Source organism: Collinsella aerofaciens (assembly GCF_028206995.1).
In the GTDB taxonomy this organism is placed as follows: domain Bacteria; phylum Actinomycetota; class Coriobacteriia; order Coriobacteriales; family Coriobacteriaceae; genus Collinsella; species Collinsella aerofaciens_AQ.
The window spans coordinates 1-16,303 of the sequence record NZ_JAQLFL010000003.1 but is presented as its reverse complement, the minus strand read 5'-3'; the positions used below and the strand labels follow the sequence as shown (position 1 = coordinate 16,303).

Sequence of the window (16,303 nt, the reverse complement as noted above, 5' to 3'; positions counted from 1 at the left end):
ATGGGGTCAGGCCCTCTCCCTATATCAGCCCGTCCGCGGCGACCTCGGCGTGTCTTACCGACGCTCGTCTTTGCAGTTTAATATCCGCCCGCGGCGATCTCTCGCTGGGCAATCCGTTGCTACGGCTGAGGCTTCTTCGTCGAACCGACAGTCTGTGCACGCGTGTGGCGCCCTGGGCGCTCGCAGAAAAGGGACCTGAGGTTCGCCTCAACGGCTTCGGATCGAACCGCTTCCGGGGTGATCGGCTTATGTGCGGGGGACCGGCCCCCTACGCCTCCTCGGCCATGAGGCCGACCGCCCACACCCAGCAGGCGAGCTCGCGCGCCGTGGCCACGTTCGCCTTGTTGTTGTGGACCCCGCGCGCGAGCAGCGCCTCCCGCCTCTCGACCAGCCTCCGCACGCCCTTGGCGGCATGCCTGCGGGCGACCCGGTCCGGGGCCTGGCCCTTGGCGAGGTCCTTCGGCCGCCCCGAGCACGTCAGGTAGTGCCACGCGGCCTCGACCAGCGCCTTCCTCAGGTGTTTGTGTTGCCCGCCTTGGTGATCGCGCCCCTGCGGTCGCTCTCCCCGCTGGAGTGCTCGGAGGGCGTCAGGCCGACCCATGCGGCGAACGACCGGGCGTTCCTGAACCTCGAGAACTCGCCGGCCTCGAACACGAGGTCGGCGGCCGTCGCGGTGTCGACGCCCTTGAGGCAGCGCAGGGAGTCGACCCTCCTCCTCCACCTGGGCTTGCGGGCCTCGGCCTCGACGAGCCCCTCGAGCCTCGCCTTCTCCTCCGCCGCCCGCCTGACCGCGTCGACGTAGTAGGCGAGCACGTCGTTGTCGGCCCCCTCCGCGAACCTAATCGACTCGATCCAGGACCAGTGCGCCCGGGTCCAGTTGCCCTTCCTGCGGCCGGTGGGCGTCCTCTCGTCGAAGGCGAGCCCGTGCCTGAGCAGGAACTTGGAGAGCCGCTGCTTCGCGCGCGAGAGGTCGTCCCTCGCGTCCTCGAGCGCCCTGGTCAGGTCGCGGGCGGCCTCGCACTCGTCGTCGGGGACCCACACCTCGACCACGTTGCCGACCGACAGCATGCGGGCGAGGAACTCGGCGTCGTTGCGGTCGTTCTTCCTGCGCCTGTCCGCGCTAGGCTTGATCATCTTCGAGACGGCGCCGACCACGCAGTCGACCCCCAGGCCGGAGAGCCTCTTCTGCAGGTCGAACCCCGTGACCCCGGACTCGTACACGCACCTGGCCCTGGGGTCCACGGACCGCACCCACCCCGCGACGGCGCCGGCGTCGTAGCCGAAGGTCGCGCAGCGCGCCTCCCCGGTCATGACGTCGAGGGAGACTGCCTTTATCGAGCGGGCGTGGACGTCGAGTCCGACGAAGGTGGTAGTATCGAGCATGGGAGCCCCTTCCATGAATGCGGCGTGGCCGCCACGGTTGGATTAGACACTCACCATTGTCGGCCTAATCCGCGGTCTTTCATGCAGCAGGGGCTCTCAATGTTTTTATGTCCTGCTCATATCGTCTCTGCCGGCAGCTGGGGACACTCCTTGTAGTCATTGGGGACGTCCTTAAACGACTACATAGAACAAGAGTGGATGATCTCCCGGTTTGAGCCTGCATTCAAGCTCAAAGTGGGAGATCATCCACTCTCGTTTCGTTTGTTGATTTCGATGCCTACATTTGTAGGAACAGTTCGTGGAGGCGGGTATCGTCGTCGAGCTCGGGGTGGAAGGTTACGCCGAGCTGGTTGCCCTGACGGGCGGCGACAATACGACCGTCGACTTTCGCTAAGGCCTTGGCGTCGCCGTGGACCTTGACGATGCGGGGCGCGCGGATAAACGTCAGCGGCACTTCACCGTCGATGCCGGCTATTTGCCCCTTGGTTCGAAAGCTGCCGAGCTGCCTGCCGTAGGCATTGCGCTCGACAAGTACATCCATGGTTTCCAGACGCGGCGTGCCCTTATCGTCATGGGCGGCAAGGTCGTGAGCCAGTAGAATCAGGCCGGCGCAGGTGCCCAGGACGGGCATACCTTCAGCGATACGGGCACGAAGCTCCTCGAGCATGCCCAACTCATCAAGTAGCTTCCCTTGAACGGTAGACTCGCCGCCGGGAAGTACCAGACGGTCAAAGTCCTGCTTCAAATCAGCCGCCTGCCTCAGCTCAATACAGTGTGCGCCAAGCTCGAATAGTCTTGCCTCGTGCTCGGCAAAAGCGCCTTGGACCGCCAGCACGGCAACCGTTTGGTCTGCATAATCGCTCATGTGCGATCCTTTCTGCTGGACTAGCGCCCGCGCTCTTCCATGATAATCTCGATTTCGTCGGCGTTAATGCCCACCATGGCCTCGCCCAGGTCCTCCGAAAGCTCGGCGATGAGCCTGGCATCGGTGAAGTTTGCCACGGCCTTGACGATGGCAGCGGCGCGCTTGGCGGGGTCGCCGCTCTTAAAGATGCCCGAGCCGACAAAGACGCCCTCGGCACCCAGCTGCATCATCAGCGCGGCATCGGCCGGGGTCGCTACACCGCCGGCGGCAAAGTTCACGACGGGAAGCTTGCCCGTGGCATGGACCTCGCGTACCAGCTCGACCGGAACCTGCAGTTGCTTGGCTGCCTCAAAGAGCTCGTCGTCGCGCAGGGCAACAACGTCGCGGATCTGCTTTTGGATCTTGCGCATGTGACGCACGGCCTGAACGACGTCGCCCGTACCCGGCTCACCCTTGGTGCGAATCATAGTGGCGCCCTCGGCAACACGGCGCAACGCCTCGCCCAGATCGCGGGCGCCGCAGACAAACGGCACGTCAAACTGGGTCTTGTCGATGTGATAGACGTCATCGGCGGGGGAGAGAACCTCGGACTCGTCGATGTAATCGATCTCGATGGCCTGTAGGACCTGCGCCTCGACAATGTGACCGATGCGGCACTTGGCCATGACGGGGATGGAGACGGCCTCTTGGATGCCCTTGATCATCTTGGGGTCGCTCATGCGCGAGACGCCGCCTGCGGCGCGGATGTCGGCCGGGATGCGCTCGAGTGCCATGACGGCGCAGGCGCCTGCCTCCTCGGCGATGCGTGCCTGCTCGGGCGTGGTGACGTCCATGATGACGCCGCCCTTGAGCATCTGCGCGAGTTCGCGATTGAGTTTGACGCGATCGGCCTTGCTGGTCTGTTCTGCCATGGTTGCTCCCTTGGTTGGCATGTGCATTGCTTGACGGAACATCCTATCGGGGAGCTGGGTATGGCAAAATACTCAGTTTTCGAGATAATAATAATGTCAGCCTAATACCAGATTGAACAGCTCGATAAGGTCAGGTGGCAAACTCATGCTTGACTACAATTTGGAAAAACGCGGCGAAGCATCGCTTTATGAGTATGTTTACCAGCAAATTCGAGATGATATTGTTGCTGGACGTATTGTGGCGGGGGAGCATCTTCCGTCTAAGCGCGCCTTTGCCAGTCATCTGGGAATCAGTGTCATTACCATCGAGAATGCATATAGCCAGTTACTTGCCGAGGGCTATATTTGCTCAATGCCGCGTCGTGGCTACTACGCTTGCAAGCTTCCGGATGCACCGGTTTTGCCTTTGGCTTCGCAGGGCATCGACCGAGATACCGTCTCTGTGGGCCTCAGCGCGCATGATGTCAACGGACAGGTCGAGCTGTTCGATGCACTTTCTCCTTCCGCTTTGGAGGCGGCGCGGCTTTGGCAAAGCGCACTACGGGCGACGCTGGCATCCGAAGATGAGCGCGAAAATTTTTCGCCCGCACCGGCGCAGGGCACCGCTCGGCTGCGACGCGCAATTGCTCACCATCTGCGTGGGACAAGGGGCATGAATGTCGACCCCAACAACATTGTTATCGGTGCAGGCGCCCAGCTGCTCGATACCATGTTGGTTCAGTTGCTTGGCGCTGACAAGGTGTATGCCGTTGAGGACCCGGGCTATTTGCGTCTGACGCGCATCTATCAGGCTATGGGCTGCCAAGTACGACATATCCCGTTGGATGACGACGGCGTGGACCTGAGCGCTCTGCAGAAAACTGGGACCGATGTCCTTCACCTTATGCCGTCCCATCAGTATCCCACCGGTCTTGTGACGAGCATTGCGCGTCGCTATGCGCTGCTGAGCTGGGCCGCCGAGCGACCAGGTCGGTACCTCATCGAAGATGACTTTGATTGTGAGTTTCGCCTTGCCGGCAAGCCAATTCCCGCGCTCGCGTCGATCGATGCCTCCCAGTCGGTTATCTACACCAACACGTTTTCGAAGAGCCTGTCATCGGCGTTGCGTCTAGCGTACATGGTGCTGCCCGATGAGCTAATGGAGCGGTTTAGGCGCAACCTTGGTTTTTACGCCTCGTCGGTGAGTTCTGTTGACCAGGTCGCTTTGGCTCGTTTGCTGGAATCGGGTGATTACGAGCGACATGTGAACCGCGTGCGCGTTCGTGCTCGCGAGGCGCGTGATGGCCTGGCGGCGCTTGTACGGAAGGCATTTCCGGCAGGGGAAGTCTCGATCGAACACGCAGACGCGGGCCTTTACTGCACCGTGGTTGCGGAGCGTGGAACGGGCGGAAGCACTATTGCACGGGCCCTCACGCGCTCGAGCATCCCTTTTATCGATATCGGTGACTGTTTTTGGTGTGCCGATGGCGCATCTGCCCCTGAAAACTCAACTCATATTCTTGTCCAGTATGACGACCTGAGTCCAAAAGTACTAACTACCTTGGAATTGCAGCTAATGGGGGGCACTCTGCAATCTAAGTGAGTAGACTTTTAGCACTTTGGCGACCAGGCAGTTTTGTAACAAGCTATCTACCTGCGGTTTTGAAAAGCAGGAAGACCGGCCTGCTCGGAATGTTCAAAAAAGTCTACTCACTTGCCGCGTAAAGCTTCTGCATGAGAAAAAAATGGGGTTTTCAACAGGGCTTCGTCCAGCTCTCGACAAGCTTTTGGCCAGTTGGGGAGGGCTGTTGGAAACTTGGCAGTCCGTTCGGCGCCATTTTTGGTGCGTTCGCGCCAATGCGTGACTGACTGGGTTGAAATTCGTGTTCTCCTGTGCCTATGAAGGATCTACTTTGTGACATATCGGCTTTTAGGTACTGGCGTTTGCCTCCTCAAGTCCGCGCTTTGTGTCCGCCGCTTCCACGACCGGAAGAAGACCGGCAGCGATATGATCTCGCCCGCAACCCGACGGCTGCGGTCGCGCTCGGTTTTCCGTTGCATACATTGGTTCGGACGAGAAACAAACGGACTTGTCCTGCCAGCATTAGGCAGCGGCTGTTTCTTGGTGAGCTCCCCAGGGAATCCGTGCTGGAAACGGAGCATGGATTTTTGATTACGTCTCCTCTACTGACGGCATTCATCATGTCACGGCATCTGACGGATCTTCAGCTTCTTTTGGTATTGGCGGAGATGTGTGGCTTGTTTGCGGTGTGTGCCCTGCCGGCGTTACTTGAGACGGAGCTTTCGCGTGCAATTGATTCGGGTGCGATTTCGACAACGTTCGGTTGGGCGCGCTGCCCGTCCGAGGACGGCACCGCCTCAAATTTATGGCGTCGAGACGCTTTGGTTTTGGGCGGAGACCTTGACCGTTTTTGTTCAGATGTTTGTGGGATGCGTTACGGCAATAGATTTATGGCGGTATCGCAACTCGTTCCATTGGGTGCCGCGTCGCCTTTTGAGGTCGAGGCGTATTTGCTACTTGCACTGCCGCGATCCCTGGGAGGCGAAGGTTTTTGCGGCATAGAGCTTAATGTTGAAGTGATGCTAAACACAAGTGCTCGAGCGATTGTGGGAAAGTCCCGTGTATATATCGACCTACTTCTTTCTTCGCCGGACGGTAGGCGACAGGTGGCCATTGAATGTCAGGGAAAGGCCTCGCACGGACGCGCGGGGGATGGCTTGCGTGACGCTGACCGCATGACGGCCCTTCAGGCCATGGGCTACGATGTACTTCTCCTGACACACAGACAGATATCCGATGAGGGTAGATTCCGCGCGATCGTTAAGACCGTATGCAGGATGCTCGATGCTGAATATCGTGATGAAAGCTCAGATGAGCAAAGGGCTGAGGCATTACTCCGGTCTGAACTATTCGTTGACTGGACAAAATTGGGAGTAATCGACGGAAAGATGCCCGCTAGACACAAAATGGCTCGATCGTGGACGGCTGCGGTTCTAAGTGAGTAGGCTTTTAGCACTTTGGCGACCAGGCCGTTTTGAAACAAGTCATTTACCTGCGGCTTTATAAAGCAATATGGATGGCGTGCTCGGCAAGTTCCAAAAAGTCTACTCACTTAGTTTTTGACGAGAAACCTATGCCGAAGGCGGTCCTATTTCAGGTAGTTAACAAGTTTGTGAGGCACGAAAAAGGCCCGAACCAATACGGTCCGGGCCTCATTGAGCTAGAGGTTATGTCTCAGGCGTTTGGCTTAGCCAAAGTAGCGCTTGAGCAGGCCGGCGAAAGCCTTGCCGTGGCGGGCCTCGTCGCGAGCCATCTCGTGCACGGTGTCGTGGATGGCATCAAGGCCAGCGGCCTTGGCACGCTTGGCAAGATCGGTCTTGCCGGCGGTGGCACCGTTCTCGGCCTCAACGCGCATCTCGAGGTTCTTCTTGGTGGAGTCGGTCACGACCTCGCCCAGGAGCTCAGCGAACTTGGCAGCGTGCTCGGCCTCCTCGTGGGCAGCCTTCTCCCAGTACAGGCCGATCTCGGGATAGCCCTCGCGATGAGCGACGCGCGCCATGGCCAGGTACATACCGACCTCGGAGCACTCGCCCTCAAAGTTGGCGCGCAGGTCGGCAACGATGTCCTCGGAGACGCCCTCCATCTTGGCGACGCCCACGACGTGCTCGGCAGCCCACTCGAGCTGACCCTCCTCCTGCTTCAGGAAGCGAGAACCGGGAACGCCGCACTGGGGGCACTTGAAGTCCTCGGGCAGCTGGTCGCCGTCGAACTCTTCCACATAACCGCAAACGGGGCAAACAAACTTCATGATTCGATCCTTTCGATCGATGGCGATTGTGCGCTCGTCCGGTCCCGTAAGGGCCCTCTCCGGACGTGCGTCTTGACGAGTTCTATTATCCATAAATGCAACCAAATGTGAAGCCTATTAGGAATGATTATTAATAAAACAATTTCGAGATATGAAGATGTTGATTGATTAACGATTGGGAGGCCGTCTGCGATCTTTGCTGAGTACAATCGGGCGAGCAAATGTTGACCTATCAACAAATGAAGGAGTTTCCTTTATGCATCTAGCCCGTCGTGCCTGGTGCCGAACATATCAGACGGTTTTTCGCATTGCATTGCCGATCCTGCCCTATACCGAGCCGCGCATTTTAGAGCATGCCGAGGATGTGCCCGCGGTGCTTCAAAAGCGCTCGATCCAGAAGGTCCTTATCGTGACGGATCCCGGCATTGCCCGTCTGGGGCTCACGGCACCGCTCGAGGCGGCGCTCGCATCCAGGGGGATTGGCGTTACGGTCTATGCCGAAACGCGTACAAACCCCACGGTTTCAAACGTGGAGGAAGCGGCGTCCCTGTATCGAGAGAGTGCCTGCCGGGCCATTATCGGCTTTGGCGGAGGATCAGCCATGGACTGCGCCAAGGGCGTAGGCGCACGCATTGCGCAGCCAAACAAGCCCATCAACAAGATGCGCGGCCTGCTGCGGATTCATCGTCGCCTGCCGCTGCTCATCGCCGTCCCCACCACGGCAGGCACGGGAAGCGAGGTCACACTTGCGGCGGTAATTACCGATGACGAGACGCACTACAAGTACCCCATTAACGACTTTGTGCTTATTCCGCGCTTTGCGGTGCACGACCCCGAGTTTACGCGCGGTCTGCCCGCCTCCATTACGGGGCAGACGGGTATGGACGCCCTGACGCATGCCGTCGAGGCCTTTATCGGGCGAAGCACCACGCCCTATACGCGCAAGATGGCACGACAGGCGGTGCAGCTCATCCACGACAATTTGCTCGAGGCCTATGAGCATGGCGACGACATGCGTGCGCGTCGCAATATGCTTTCGGCGGCGTATAAGGCGGGAGTTGCCTTTACGCGCTCCTATGTTGGATACGTTCATGCCATCGCGCACAGTCTAGGCGGCCGATACGGAATTCCGCACGGTTTGGCCAACGCGATCATCCTGCCGCACATGCTTCGCGCTTATGGTGACGCCGCCGCCCCCAAGCTTGCCGATCTTGCTCGCATGGCGGGCATTGCGCCGGCTACCGCGCAGGACAGTCTTGCGGCCGAGGCCTTTATCGATTGGGTCGACCGCATGAACGAGGCCCTGGGAATCCCCAAATATGTCTCGGGTATTCGCCGCTCCGATATTCCGCAAATGGCGGCCCATGCCGATGCCGAGGCCAATCCCCTGTACCCCGTTCCACTTTTGATGGACCGCTCGGAGCTCGAGCATATGTACGAGGTCGTCGCGGGTGGTATGTTTGAGGACGAGAACTAGGAGGGTGCCATGAACACCGAGGAAATTGCGCGCATCGTCGGCGATCAGCGCGCCTACTTTAAGACGCACGCCACGTTTGATGTCGATGCTCGACGTCGCGCGCTCGTGAGTTTACGCGATGCGGTGCGGGCCCACGAGGCCGATATCGCTCATGCGCTCAAGACCGATTTGGGAAAGTCGCATGACGAGGCCTATATGTGCGAGACTGGCACATCGCTTTCCGAGATTCGACATCAGATTGCGCATGTGGCCCGATGGAGTCGTCCGCGCCTGCGTCCGTGCGACCTCGCTAACGCCGTGAGCGTGTGCAAAACGCAAACCGTGCCCTATGGCGTCACGCTCATCATGGCGCCCTGGAACTATCCGTTTTTGCTGACGCTCGAGCCGCTCGCTGGCGCCCTTGCCGCGGGCAATACCGTGGTCATCAAGCCGAGCGCCTATGCTCCGGCATCGAGCGCGGTGCTCAGGCAAATCTGTGAAGAGGCATTTGATCCGCGCCTGGTGACGGTTGTCGAGGGCGGGCGCGCCGAGAACGAAGCGCTGCTCGATGAGCACTGGGACAAGATCTTCTTTACCGGTAGCGTTCCGGTTGGCAAGCTCGTCATGGAGCGCGCAAGTAAAAACCTTACGCCTGTGACGCTTGAGCTGGGCGGAAAGAGTCCCTGCATCGTGGATGCGACGGCAAACTTGAAGGTCGCGGCACGGCGCATCGCCTTTGGTAAATGGCTCAACGTGGGGCAGACCTGCGTGGCGCCCGACTACCTGCTGGTCGATACGCGCGTGCACGACGAGCTGCTGGGCCTCATCAAGGAGGAGGTCCGTCGCATGTTTGGCGAACATCCACTCGACAATGAGGATTACGGACATATCGTCAACGCCAAGCATTTTGCGCGTGCGCGCGGGCTGATCGATCCCGATAAGGTCGTGCTTGGAGGTGCCGCGCGCGAGGCTTCGCTCAAGATTGAGCCGACAATTTTGGACGGCGTGGCCCCCGCTGACGCCGTGATGCAGGAGGAGATCTTCGGTCCCATCTTGCCGGTGCTGACGTTTGAGAGCCTAGACGAGGCCGAAGCGTTTATTACGGATCGTCCGACGCCGCTGGCCCTGTATATCTTTAGCCAGGATCGTGCGGTTCAGCAACGCTTTGTGCGCTACGTGCCCTTTGGCGGCGGCTGCGTCAACGACACCATCATGCACTTGGCTACGAGCCATATGGGCTTTGGCGGCATGGGCGCGAGCGGTATGGGGCAGTACCATGGCCGCGAGAGCTTCGATACGTTTAGCCACAAGAAGAGCATCGTGAACAAGGCAACCTGGCTGGACGTGCCGTTTCGGTATGCGCCCTACGCAAGCTGGAAGCACAAATTCGTGCGCATGTTTGTGCATTAGAAAAGGGCGCAGGTAATACGAACAAGTGTTCCTATTACCTGCATTTTGCGTTAGACTACTGTTATGGAGCACGGATGGGCCAACTCCCTTTAGAAGGGATTTGGTATGAACGTAAGCGATGTTATTTCGTTATTGGCGTTGTTGATTGCGGCTATCGAACTCGGTCTGTTTATCGGCCGAATGAAATAGCCGCCCCCGCGTAAGCGAAGACGGCCACTTCTCACGATGAAAACGTGTATCGGAGTTGGCAAGACCCGCGGCAACGGGTGCCATCCGTGTTCCTATCTTATCTGCAAGCGTTCTGTCGCGCAAGCGTTGAGGCAAACGATTGAAGGACGCAGACAGGATGTATTTGTGTCCGCACGGGACCGTAGACTTCTCAATAAGGTTACACACCGGTTTATCCGGCTGTTAGAGGAGCTGCTATGTACGAGCCTTCACGTGTTCTTCTGTCATTTCACATTGCAGGATTTCAGTATGCCGATGGCGCCTTGGTCCTGGGCGATCTTAAAGCGGGCGATAAGCTGACGCTGTGTGCCGAGCGCGATAATCCCCATGACCCTGAGGCGGTTGCGATCTATTACGGCAACACCAAGCTTGGCTATGTTCCGGGAAACGAGGTCGGCCCGCTGTCCTTGATGATGTATTACGGCCACGAGGACGTATTTGAGGCCCGCGTGCAACAGGTTGCTCCCGAGCGCAGCCCGTGGCATCAGGTGCGCGTTGGCCTCTATGTGGTGGATGCTCGCTAATCGGTAAGGGAAGCTGCCATGTTTGACGACGATGACCTGTTCGATTTGACGGATGATCCGTTTGAATGGGATATGCTACTCGATGACGATGAGTTGGAGCAGGGCCGTAGGAAACGGCAGGACAAGAAAACTCAGGGTGACGCTTCGAAAAAGCAAGACAAGCGCCGCCGCGGACTGTTCGGCGGGCTCTTTGGCTAACCGCCGCATCGCTGTGTCTGTATACTTAGCACCAGTTTGACGCGTTGCGAAATGAGGGCATAGACGATGATGTGGTTTACCGCCGACCTACACCTGGGCGATACGAATATCTTGCACGATATGGATCGACCGTTTGATTCGGTCGAGGAGATGAACCGCAGGGTCACCGATGCCATTAATGAGTGCGTGGCGGCGGACGACCGTCTCTATATCTTGGGAGACTTTACCTATCGTTTGCCCCTAGCGGACGCCGTGCACCTGCGCGAGCGTATCGAATGCAAGAATGTGACGCTCATCTGCGGTAACCATGACGGCGACTGGGAAGATCCCGACGCCCCGCAAATTTGGGAAGACGTGCGCGATTACCTGGAGGTTGCTCCCGGCTATGCCAAGGGCCATCGTCTGGTGATGAGCCATTACCCCATGCTCAGCTGGAATGGTAAGGCGCGTGGTGCCATCATGCTACACGGGCATATCCACAGCAGAGGAGACCGCACCAACGTGCGCAATCGCGACCGCGAACGTCCTATCTTTCGCTACGATGTCGGCCTCGACGCCAACGAGTACAAGCCCGTAAGCCGCGACCAGATTCTTAGCTTCTTTGGGCTATAGGGCGCCAGAACCACCACAATAGGGATAGGCACCTTTGCGGTGGTTCCGGCGCCGTTGCCATTATGGCGGCGGCGCCTTTTTTGTCCGTGCAGCGCGGTAGAGTGTAGGCGGTTGAAATTTGCGTTCATCGAGGAGCTGCTATGAATGAGATCAAGTGCCCGCATTGTGGCGAAGTCTTTAAGGTCGATGCGTCTGGCTATGCGGATATTGTCAAGCAAGTGCGCGATGCCGAGTTTTCGCGCGACCTGGATGAGCGTGTGAAGGCAGTCCAGCGCGAGGGCGAGCAGGCGCTGGAGCTTGAGCGCTCGCGTTTGACGGCTGCCTTGCAAAAGGCAGAGTCTCAGCGCAACGCTCAGCTTATCGAGCAGAAGAACGCTGCAGCTCAACAGCTGGCACAAGAGGTTGCCAAGCGCGATGCTGAGCTTGCCGAGCTGCGCGCCAAGCTCGAGGGCGCTGCCGCAGAGCGCGAGAGTGCAAGCCAGCGCGCGGCGGTTGAGGCCCGTGCCGACGCTCAAAAGGAAAACGCCGAGCTTCAGCGAGAAATCGACAATTTGCGTGCGCAGCTGGAGCGCAAAGATGACGAAGCTAAGCTCGTCGAGTCGGCGGCGCGCAACGCTGCTCAAAACGATTTAGCTGCACGTGATGCTCAGATTGCCGAGCTGCAGGCCAGGCTTGCCGCGGCGGACAAGGCCCAGGAGATGGCGCTTGCCGCCGCTGCGGCTGAGTCGCAGCGCGAGCTCGATGCCGCTCGCAGCGAGGCCGAGCGCGCGCTTACTGACTATCGCGCGAAGGTGCAAGAGAAGTTTTCCGCCGCAAAGGCTCAGTCCGAGCAAGAGGCTGAGGGTCTGCGCGCCCAGCTGCGCGAGCAGGAGCTGATGGCAAAAATGAACCTGTCGGAGGCGGTCGCCGCGGCGGAGCGAGAGCGCGATGAGGCGCGTGCCAAACTGACGAGCGAGCTGGCGGTGCGCGATTCTCGCGAGGAACAGGCCAAGGCGGCACACGAGCTCGAGCTTGCGCAGGCCAAGCGCGCGAGCGATGACCTGATTCGCTACAAGGACGAAGAGATCGAGCGCCTTAAGGACATGAAGGTCCGCCTGTCCACCAAGATGGTGGGCGAGTCGCTCGAGCAGCACTGCGAGACCGAGTTTAACCGCCTGCGCATGACGGCGTTTCCCAACGCGTACTTCGAGAAGGACAACGATGCGTCCGAGGGCACCAAGGGCGACTTCATTTTCCGTGAGTGCGACGCGAGCGGCAACGAGGTCATTTCGATTATGTTCGAGATGAAAAACGAGAACGACGAGACTGCGACCAAGCATAAAAACGAGGACTTCTTTAAGAAACTCGATCACGATCGTCGCCAGAAAGGCTGTGAGTACGCGGTGCTCTGCACGTTGCTCGAACCCGAGAGCGAGCTTTACAACGCCGGCATCGTGGACGTGAGCTATCGCTACGAGAAGATGTACGTGATTCGCCCACAGTTCTTTATTCCCATGATCACGCTTCTTCGCAACGCCGCCATGGGTTCGCTGCGCTATAAGCAGGAACTGGCGGAGTACAAACAGCAGAATATCGACGTCACGAACTTCGAAGCCAAGATGGAGAAGTTCAAGAATGATTTCGGTCGCAACTACGAGATCGCGAGCCGCAAGTTCCAAACGGCGATTGATGAGATCGACAAGACGATTAGCCACCTGCAGAAAACCAAGGAGGCGTTGCTGTCCTCCGAGAACAATCTGCGCCTAGCCAACAAGAAGGCGGACGATCTTACCATTCGCAAGCTCACGTGGGGCAACAAGACCATGAAGGCCGCGTTTGACGAGGCGCGCGGGGCTGCGACAGAGACAAACGATGAGCCAGCCGAGGCGGATTCGTATGAGGTCGAGGGTGCCGAGTAAGGCATAGCGTATAGTGCAAAAGTGGGGCCGCTGGCGATATTGCCAGCGGCCCCGTTTCGTTCCGGTAAGTTCGGCTAGTCTTCGAGCAGGTCCTCGATAAAGCCGACACGGTAGTTTTTGAAGATGACCTCGCCGCCGTCTTGCGTGGCGTCCAGGTCGACATCGCCCATGATGCCAAAGTCGTGGTCGCCATCCTCGTCGGCAAAGATCTGGTGCACGTGCCATACGTGCGCGGTCTTCTCGTCGGACTCGTCAATGGAAAACATCGCGGCGCTGCGGGCATCTCCGTCGGTGAGGATTTCCTCGTGCTGCTCGTGGTAAGCGTCGAGTGTTTTTTGCCAGCGGATCTCGCTCATGCCCCAGTCGTCGTCGAGCTCGCCCAGGTCGCGAACGTGCTCGCGGGCGGCAAGGGTCACGCGGCGGAAGAGCGCGTTGCGCACCAATAGCGTGCAGCCGCGACGGTCCGCCACGACCTCGTCGATGCCCTGCGGCGGCGCAGCATCGAGGGCTGCCGGGTTGCCGGCGTTCTCCCACTCATCCACCAGGCTCGAGTCCACCGAGCGCACCACAAAGCCCAGCCACGAGATAATGTCGCGCAGGCGCTCGTCGCGCTTCTCGATGGGCACGGTGCGGTCGAGTGAACGGTAGGCCTCTGCTAGGTAGCGCAGCAAAATGCCCTCGGAGCGGGCGATGCCGAGCTTTTGGATATAGCCCTTAAAGTCGCTCGCGCTCTCCAGCATGTCGCGCAGGACGCTCTTGGGCGAGAGCTGGTAGTCGTTGGCCCAAGGTACTTCTTGGCAGTACTTGTCGAAGGCGGCATCGAGCAAGTCCTCGAGCGGCTTTTCGTAGGTGACGTCCTGAATGCGCTCCAGACGTTCCTCGTACTCTATGCCGTCGGCCTTCATTTCGGCCATCGCGCGGTCGCGCGCGGCGCGCTCCTGTGCGCGCAGCACCTGCTTGGGATCCTCGAGCGTTGCCTCGACCATCGAGATCAGATCCATGGTATAGGTCTCGCTCTCGGGGTCGAGCAGCTCCAACGCGGCAAGCAAGAACGGCGAGAGCGGCTGATCGAGTGCGAAGTCCTCGGGCAGATCGACCGTCAGCGCGTAGTCGATGTCCGGCGCGGCGTCAGCCGGAGCGTCGGGCGCGGGCGGCACCTCGGTGCGAACGACGACGCCGGAATCGATGAGTGTGGCGAAGATTTCGTCGGCGCGAACCTCGAGCTTGGCCTTTTCCTCGGGAGTCTGCAGGCTCGTTTCGATGAGGTCGTGTACGCGGGCTCGGGCATCGCCGCCCTGCTCGACCACGCTAATCACCATGGAGTGTGTGATGCGAAGGCGCGGCTTGAGCGTCTCGGGCTGCGTCTCGATCAGGCGCTCAAAGGTCTGCTTGTTCCAGGTGACAAAGCCCTCGGGGGCCTTTTTCTTTTTAATCTTGCGGAGCTTCTTGGGGTCGTCGCCCGCCTTGGCCATGAGCCTAGCGTTCTCGATCTCGTGCTCCGGGGCCTCGGCGATGACCATGCCCTCGGTATCGAAGCCCGAACGGCCGGCGCGACCAGCGATCTGATGGAACTCACGGGCGCGCAGGCGACGCATCTTGTAGCCGTCGAACTTGGTGAGCGCGGTGAGCACCACGGTGTGGATGGGCACGTTGATGCCGACGCCGAGCGTATCGGTACCGCAGATGACGGGCAGCAGGCCCTGCTGCGCCAAACGCTCGACCAGCAGACGATAACGCGGCAGCATACCGGCGTGGTGCACGCCGACGCCGCAGCCAAGCAAACGCTTGAGGATCTTGCCGAAGGCCGTCGAGAAGCTCGTGCCCTTGGCCGCCTCCTTGATGGCCTCGCGCTGCTCCTTGCTGGCAATGCCAAAGTTGGCGAGCGACTGTGCCGTCGCAAGGGCGGCATCCTGGCTAAAGTGCACGATATAGAGCGGGGCCTCTCCGCCGCGCATCGCGAGCTCGACGGTGCCCTCGAGGGAGGTCGTCACGTAGTCGTAGCTCAGCGGCACGGGGCGTGGGGCATCGACGACCAAGTCGCAGGTAGCGCCGGTGTGTTCCTCGAGTGAGGCGGCGATGGCAGTGACATCGCCGAGCGTGGCGCTCATGAGCATGAATTGCGTGTGAGGCAGGGTGAGCAGTGGCACCTGCCAGGCCCAGCCGCGGTCGGGGTCGGCAAAATAGTGGAACTCGTCCATGGCGACGCAGCCCACGTCGGCGCCCTCGCCCTCGCGCAGTGCATCGTTGGCAAGGATTTCTGCCGTGCAGCAGATGACGGGCGCCTTGGTGTTGATATGCGTGTCGCCGGTGATCATGCCGACGTTATCGCGGCCGAGCACCTGCACAAGGTCGAAAAACTTTTCGCTGACCAGAGCCTTGATGGGGGCCGTGTAATAACAGCGCTTGCCCTGTGCCATGCCCATAAAGAGCATGCCTAGCGCGACAAGCGACTTGCCCGATCCGGTCGGTGTTCCCAAAATGACATGGTCACCGGCGGCTAGATCCATGAGGGCCTCTTCCTGGTGGTCCCACAGCTCAATACCGCGGTCGCTTGTCCATTCAAAGAAGCGTTCGAAGGCCTGATCGGGCGTGAGCCATGGTTCGGGCTCGCTACCATCCTCGGGCTCCCACCAGGTGGGGGAGAGCGCGCCGAGCGAGCCGAATTCGGCTTCGGTTCCCGTGCCGCCCGAGAACGAGCTGGCGGCGCCGGCGCCAGAAACGGTGCTGGCGGAAGTATCTGTCGTGGTCTGTGCCATGTGGTTGCTTTCTCTCGCCGTTTGTCCGCCAACTATTATGGCGTAGCAGCGGCGCGGGGTGCCAGCGCGCGAGAAAATGCAGGAAATGGGCGTTCTGCCCAGCCGTTTGGTGCAGTTGCCAGCTAAGTGAGTAGACTTTTTGCAATATCGCGAGTACATGGCTTTTGCGCAAGAGCTCTACCTGCACTGATAATTGTTCTCGGGGGAAGCGGGCACTGCGGGGCGCGGCAACGGCGCGCGATTTCCGCGTCGC

At 59.6% G+C, this 16,303-nt stretch carries 13 protein-coding genes; 8 read left to right on the top strand and 5 right to left on the bottom strand.

Annotated features, from left to right (window positions below; all coding sequences use genetic code 11):
* Window positions 1-513: 513 nt before the first annotated feature.
* The 3 genes from PMX60_RS03165 to pdxS all read right to left on the bottom strand — a co-directional run bounded on the left by PMX60_RS03165 (window position 514) and on the right by pdxS (window position 3,159).
* Complete coding sequence (locus tag PMX60_RS03165) at window positions 514-1,383, bottom strand: IS110 family RNA-guided transposase (RefSeq protein ID WP_271746853.1); 870 nt, start codon at window positions 1,381-1,383, stop codon at window positions 514-516.
* 277 nt (window positions 1,384-1,660) lie between these two features.
* Complete coding sequence (gene pdxT / locus PMX60_RS03160; RefSeq protein ID WP_271746852.1) at window positions 1,661-2,248, bottom strand: pyridoxal 5'-phosphate synthase glutaminase subunit PdxT; 588 nt, start codon at window positions 2,246-2,248, stop codon at window positions 1,661-1,663.
* Window positions 2,249-2,268: 20 nt separating this feature from the next.
* Window positions 2,269-3,159 (bottom strand): pyridoxal 5'-phosphate synthase lyase subunit PdxS, encoded by an 891-nt coding sequence (gene pdxS / locus PMX60_RS03155; protein ID WP_055287101.1) that lies wholly within the window; start codon window positions 3,157-3,159, stop codon window positions 2,269-2,271.
* Window positions 3,160-3,304: 145 nt separating this feature from the next.
* Between pdxS and pdxR the strand changes: the two genes are divergently transcribed.
* On the top strand, window positions 3,305-4,741 hold the full coding sequence (gene pdxR, locus PMX60_RS03150) for a MocR-like pyridoxine biosynthesis transcription factor PdxR (protein WP_271746851.1): 1,437 nt from the start codon (window positions 3,305-3,307) through the stop codon (window positions 4,739-4,741).
* A gap of 542 nt (window positions 4,742-5,283) precedes the next feature.
* Window positions 5,284-6,165: a hypothetical protein gene (locus PMX60_RS03145; protein ID WP_271746850.1), complete on the top strand. Its 882-nt coding sequence runs from the start codon at window positions 5,284-5,286 to the stop codon at window positions 6,163-6,165.
* Between the two features lie 242 nt (window positions 6,166-6,407).
* On the opposite strand, the gene PMX60_RS03140 is transcribed toward PMX60_RS03145, so the two are convergent.
* Window positions 6,408-6,968, bottom strand: coding sequence for a ferritin family protein (locus tag PMX60_RS03140; protein WP_022094328.1), 561 nt, complete (start codon window positions 6,966-6,968; stop codon window positions 6,408-6,410).
* Window positions 6,969-7,224: 256 nt separating this feature from the next.
* Between PMX60_RS03140 and PMX60_RS03135 the strand changes: the two genes are divergently transcribed.
* The 6 genes from PMX60_RS03135 to PMX60_RS03110 all read left to right on the top strand — a co-directional run bounded on the left by PMX60_RS03135 (window position 7,225) and on the right by PMX60_RS03110 (window position 13,294).
* Window positions 7,225-8,445: an iron-containing alcohol dehydrogenase gene (locus tag PMX60_RS03135; RefSeq protein WP_271746849.1), complete on the top strand. Its 1,221-nt coding sequence runs from the start codon at window positions 7,225-7,227 to the stop codon at window positions 8,443-8,445.
* 9 nt (window positions 8,446-8,454) lie between these two features.
* Window positions 8,455-9,834, top strand: coding sequence for an aldehyde dehydrogenase (locus tag PMX60_RS03130; RefSeq protein ID WP_271746848.1), 1,380 nt, complete (start codon window positions 8,455-8,457; stop codon window positions 9,832-9,834).
* A 425-nt stretch (window positions 9,835-10,259) separates the two neighbouring features.
* A complete protein-coding gene (locus PMX60_RS03125) occupies window positions 10,260-10,586 on the top strand; it encodes an HIRAN domain-containing protein (RefSeq protein WP_117655201.1) in 327 nt (108 codons plus the stop codon).
* Between the two features lie 18 nt (window positions 10,587-10,604).
* Entirely contained in the window at window positions 10,605-10,784 is a 180-nt protein-coding gene (locus PMX60_RS03120) for a hypothetical protein (RefSeq protein WP_195364020.1), read from the top strand.
* 66 nt (window positions 10,785-10,850) lie between these two features.
* The gene (locus tag PMX60_RS03115; RefSeq protein WP_217750116.1) at window positions 10,851-11,396 is read left to right on the top strand and encodes a metallophosphoesterase; all 546 of its coding nucleotides are present in this window, start codon (window positions 10,851-10,853) and stop codon (window positions 11,394-11,396) included.
* A 140-nt stretch (window positions 11,397-11,536) separates the two neighbouring features.
* Window positions 11,537-13,294: a DUF2130 domain-containing protein gene (locus PMX60_RS03110; protein ID WP_271746847.1), complete on the top strand. Its 1,758-nt coding sequence runs from the start codon at window positions 11,537-11,539 to the stop codon at window positions 13,292-13,294.
* A gap of 74 nt (window positions 13,295-13,368) precedes the next feature.
* Here PMX60_RS03110 and PMX60_RS03105 read toward each other — a convergent pair whose 3' ends face one another.
* Window positions 13,369-16,050, bottom strand: a complete 2,682-nt coding sequence (locus tag PMX60_RS03105; RefSeq protein ID WP_271746846.1) for a DEAD/DEAH box helicase — start codon at window positions 16,048-16,050, stop codon at window positions 13,369-13,371.
* Between the last annotated feature and the right edge of the window lie 253 nt (window positions 16,051-16,303).

Bases quoted from the DNA above. Each gene is read 5' to 3' on its own strand.
- PMX60_RS03165 (WP_271746853.1), bottom strand. From the start codon at position 1,383: ATGCTCGATACTACCACCTTCGTCGGACTCGACGTCCACGCCCGCTCG.
- PMX60_RS03130 (WP_271746848.1), top strand. From the start codon at position 8,455: ATGAACACCGAGGAAATTGCGCGCATCGTCGGCGATCAGCGCGCCTAC.
- PMX60_RS03125 (WP_117655201.1), top strand. From the start codon at position 10,260: ATGTACGAGCCTTCACGTGTTCTTCTGTCATTTCACATTGCAGGATTT.
- pdxT (WP_271746852.1), bottom strand. From the start codon at position 2,248: ATGAGCGATTATGCAGACCAAACGGTTGCCGTGCTGGCGGTCCAAGGC.
- PMX60_RS03110 (WP_271746847.1), top strand. From the start codon at position 11,537: ATGAATGAGATCAAGTGCCCGCATTGTGGCGAAGTCTTTAAGGTCGAT.
- PMX60_RS03105 (WP_271746846.1), bottom strand. From the start codon at position 16,050: ATGGCACAGACCACGACAGATACTTCCGCCAGCACCGTTTCTGGCGCC.
- PMX60_RS03135 (WP_271746849.1), top strand. From the start codon at position 7,225: ATGCATCTAGCCCGTCGTGCCTGGTGCCGAACATATCAGACGGTTTTT.
- pdxR (WP_271746851.1), top strand. From the start codon at position 3,305: ATGCTTGACTACAATTTGGAAAAACGCGGCGAAGCATCGCTTTATGAG.
- PMX60_RS03115 (WP_217750116.1), top strand. From the start codon at position 10,851: ATGATGTGGTTTACCGCCGACCTACACCTGGGCGATACGAATATCTTG.
- PMX60_RS03140 (WP_022094328.1), bottom strand. From the start codon at position 6,968: ATGAAGTTTGTTTGCCCCGTTTGCGGTTATGTGGAAGAGTTCGACGGC.
- pdxS (WP_055287101.1), bottom strand. From the start codon at position 3,159: ATGGCAGAACAGACCAGCAAGGCCGATCGCGTCAAACTCAATCGCGAA.
- PMX60_RS03120 (WP_195364020.1), top strand. From the start codon at position 10,605: ATGTTTGACGACGATGACCTGTTCGATTTGACGGATGATCCGTTTGAA.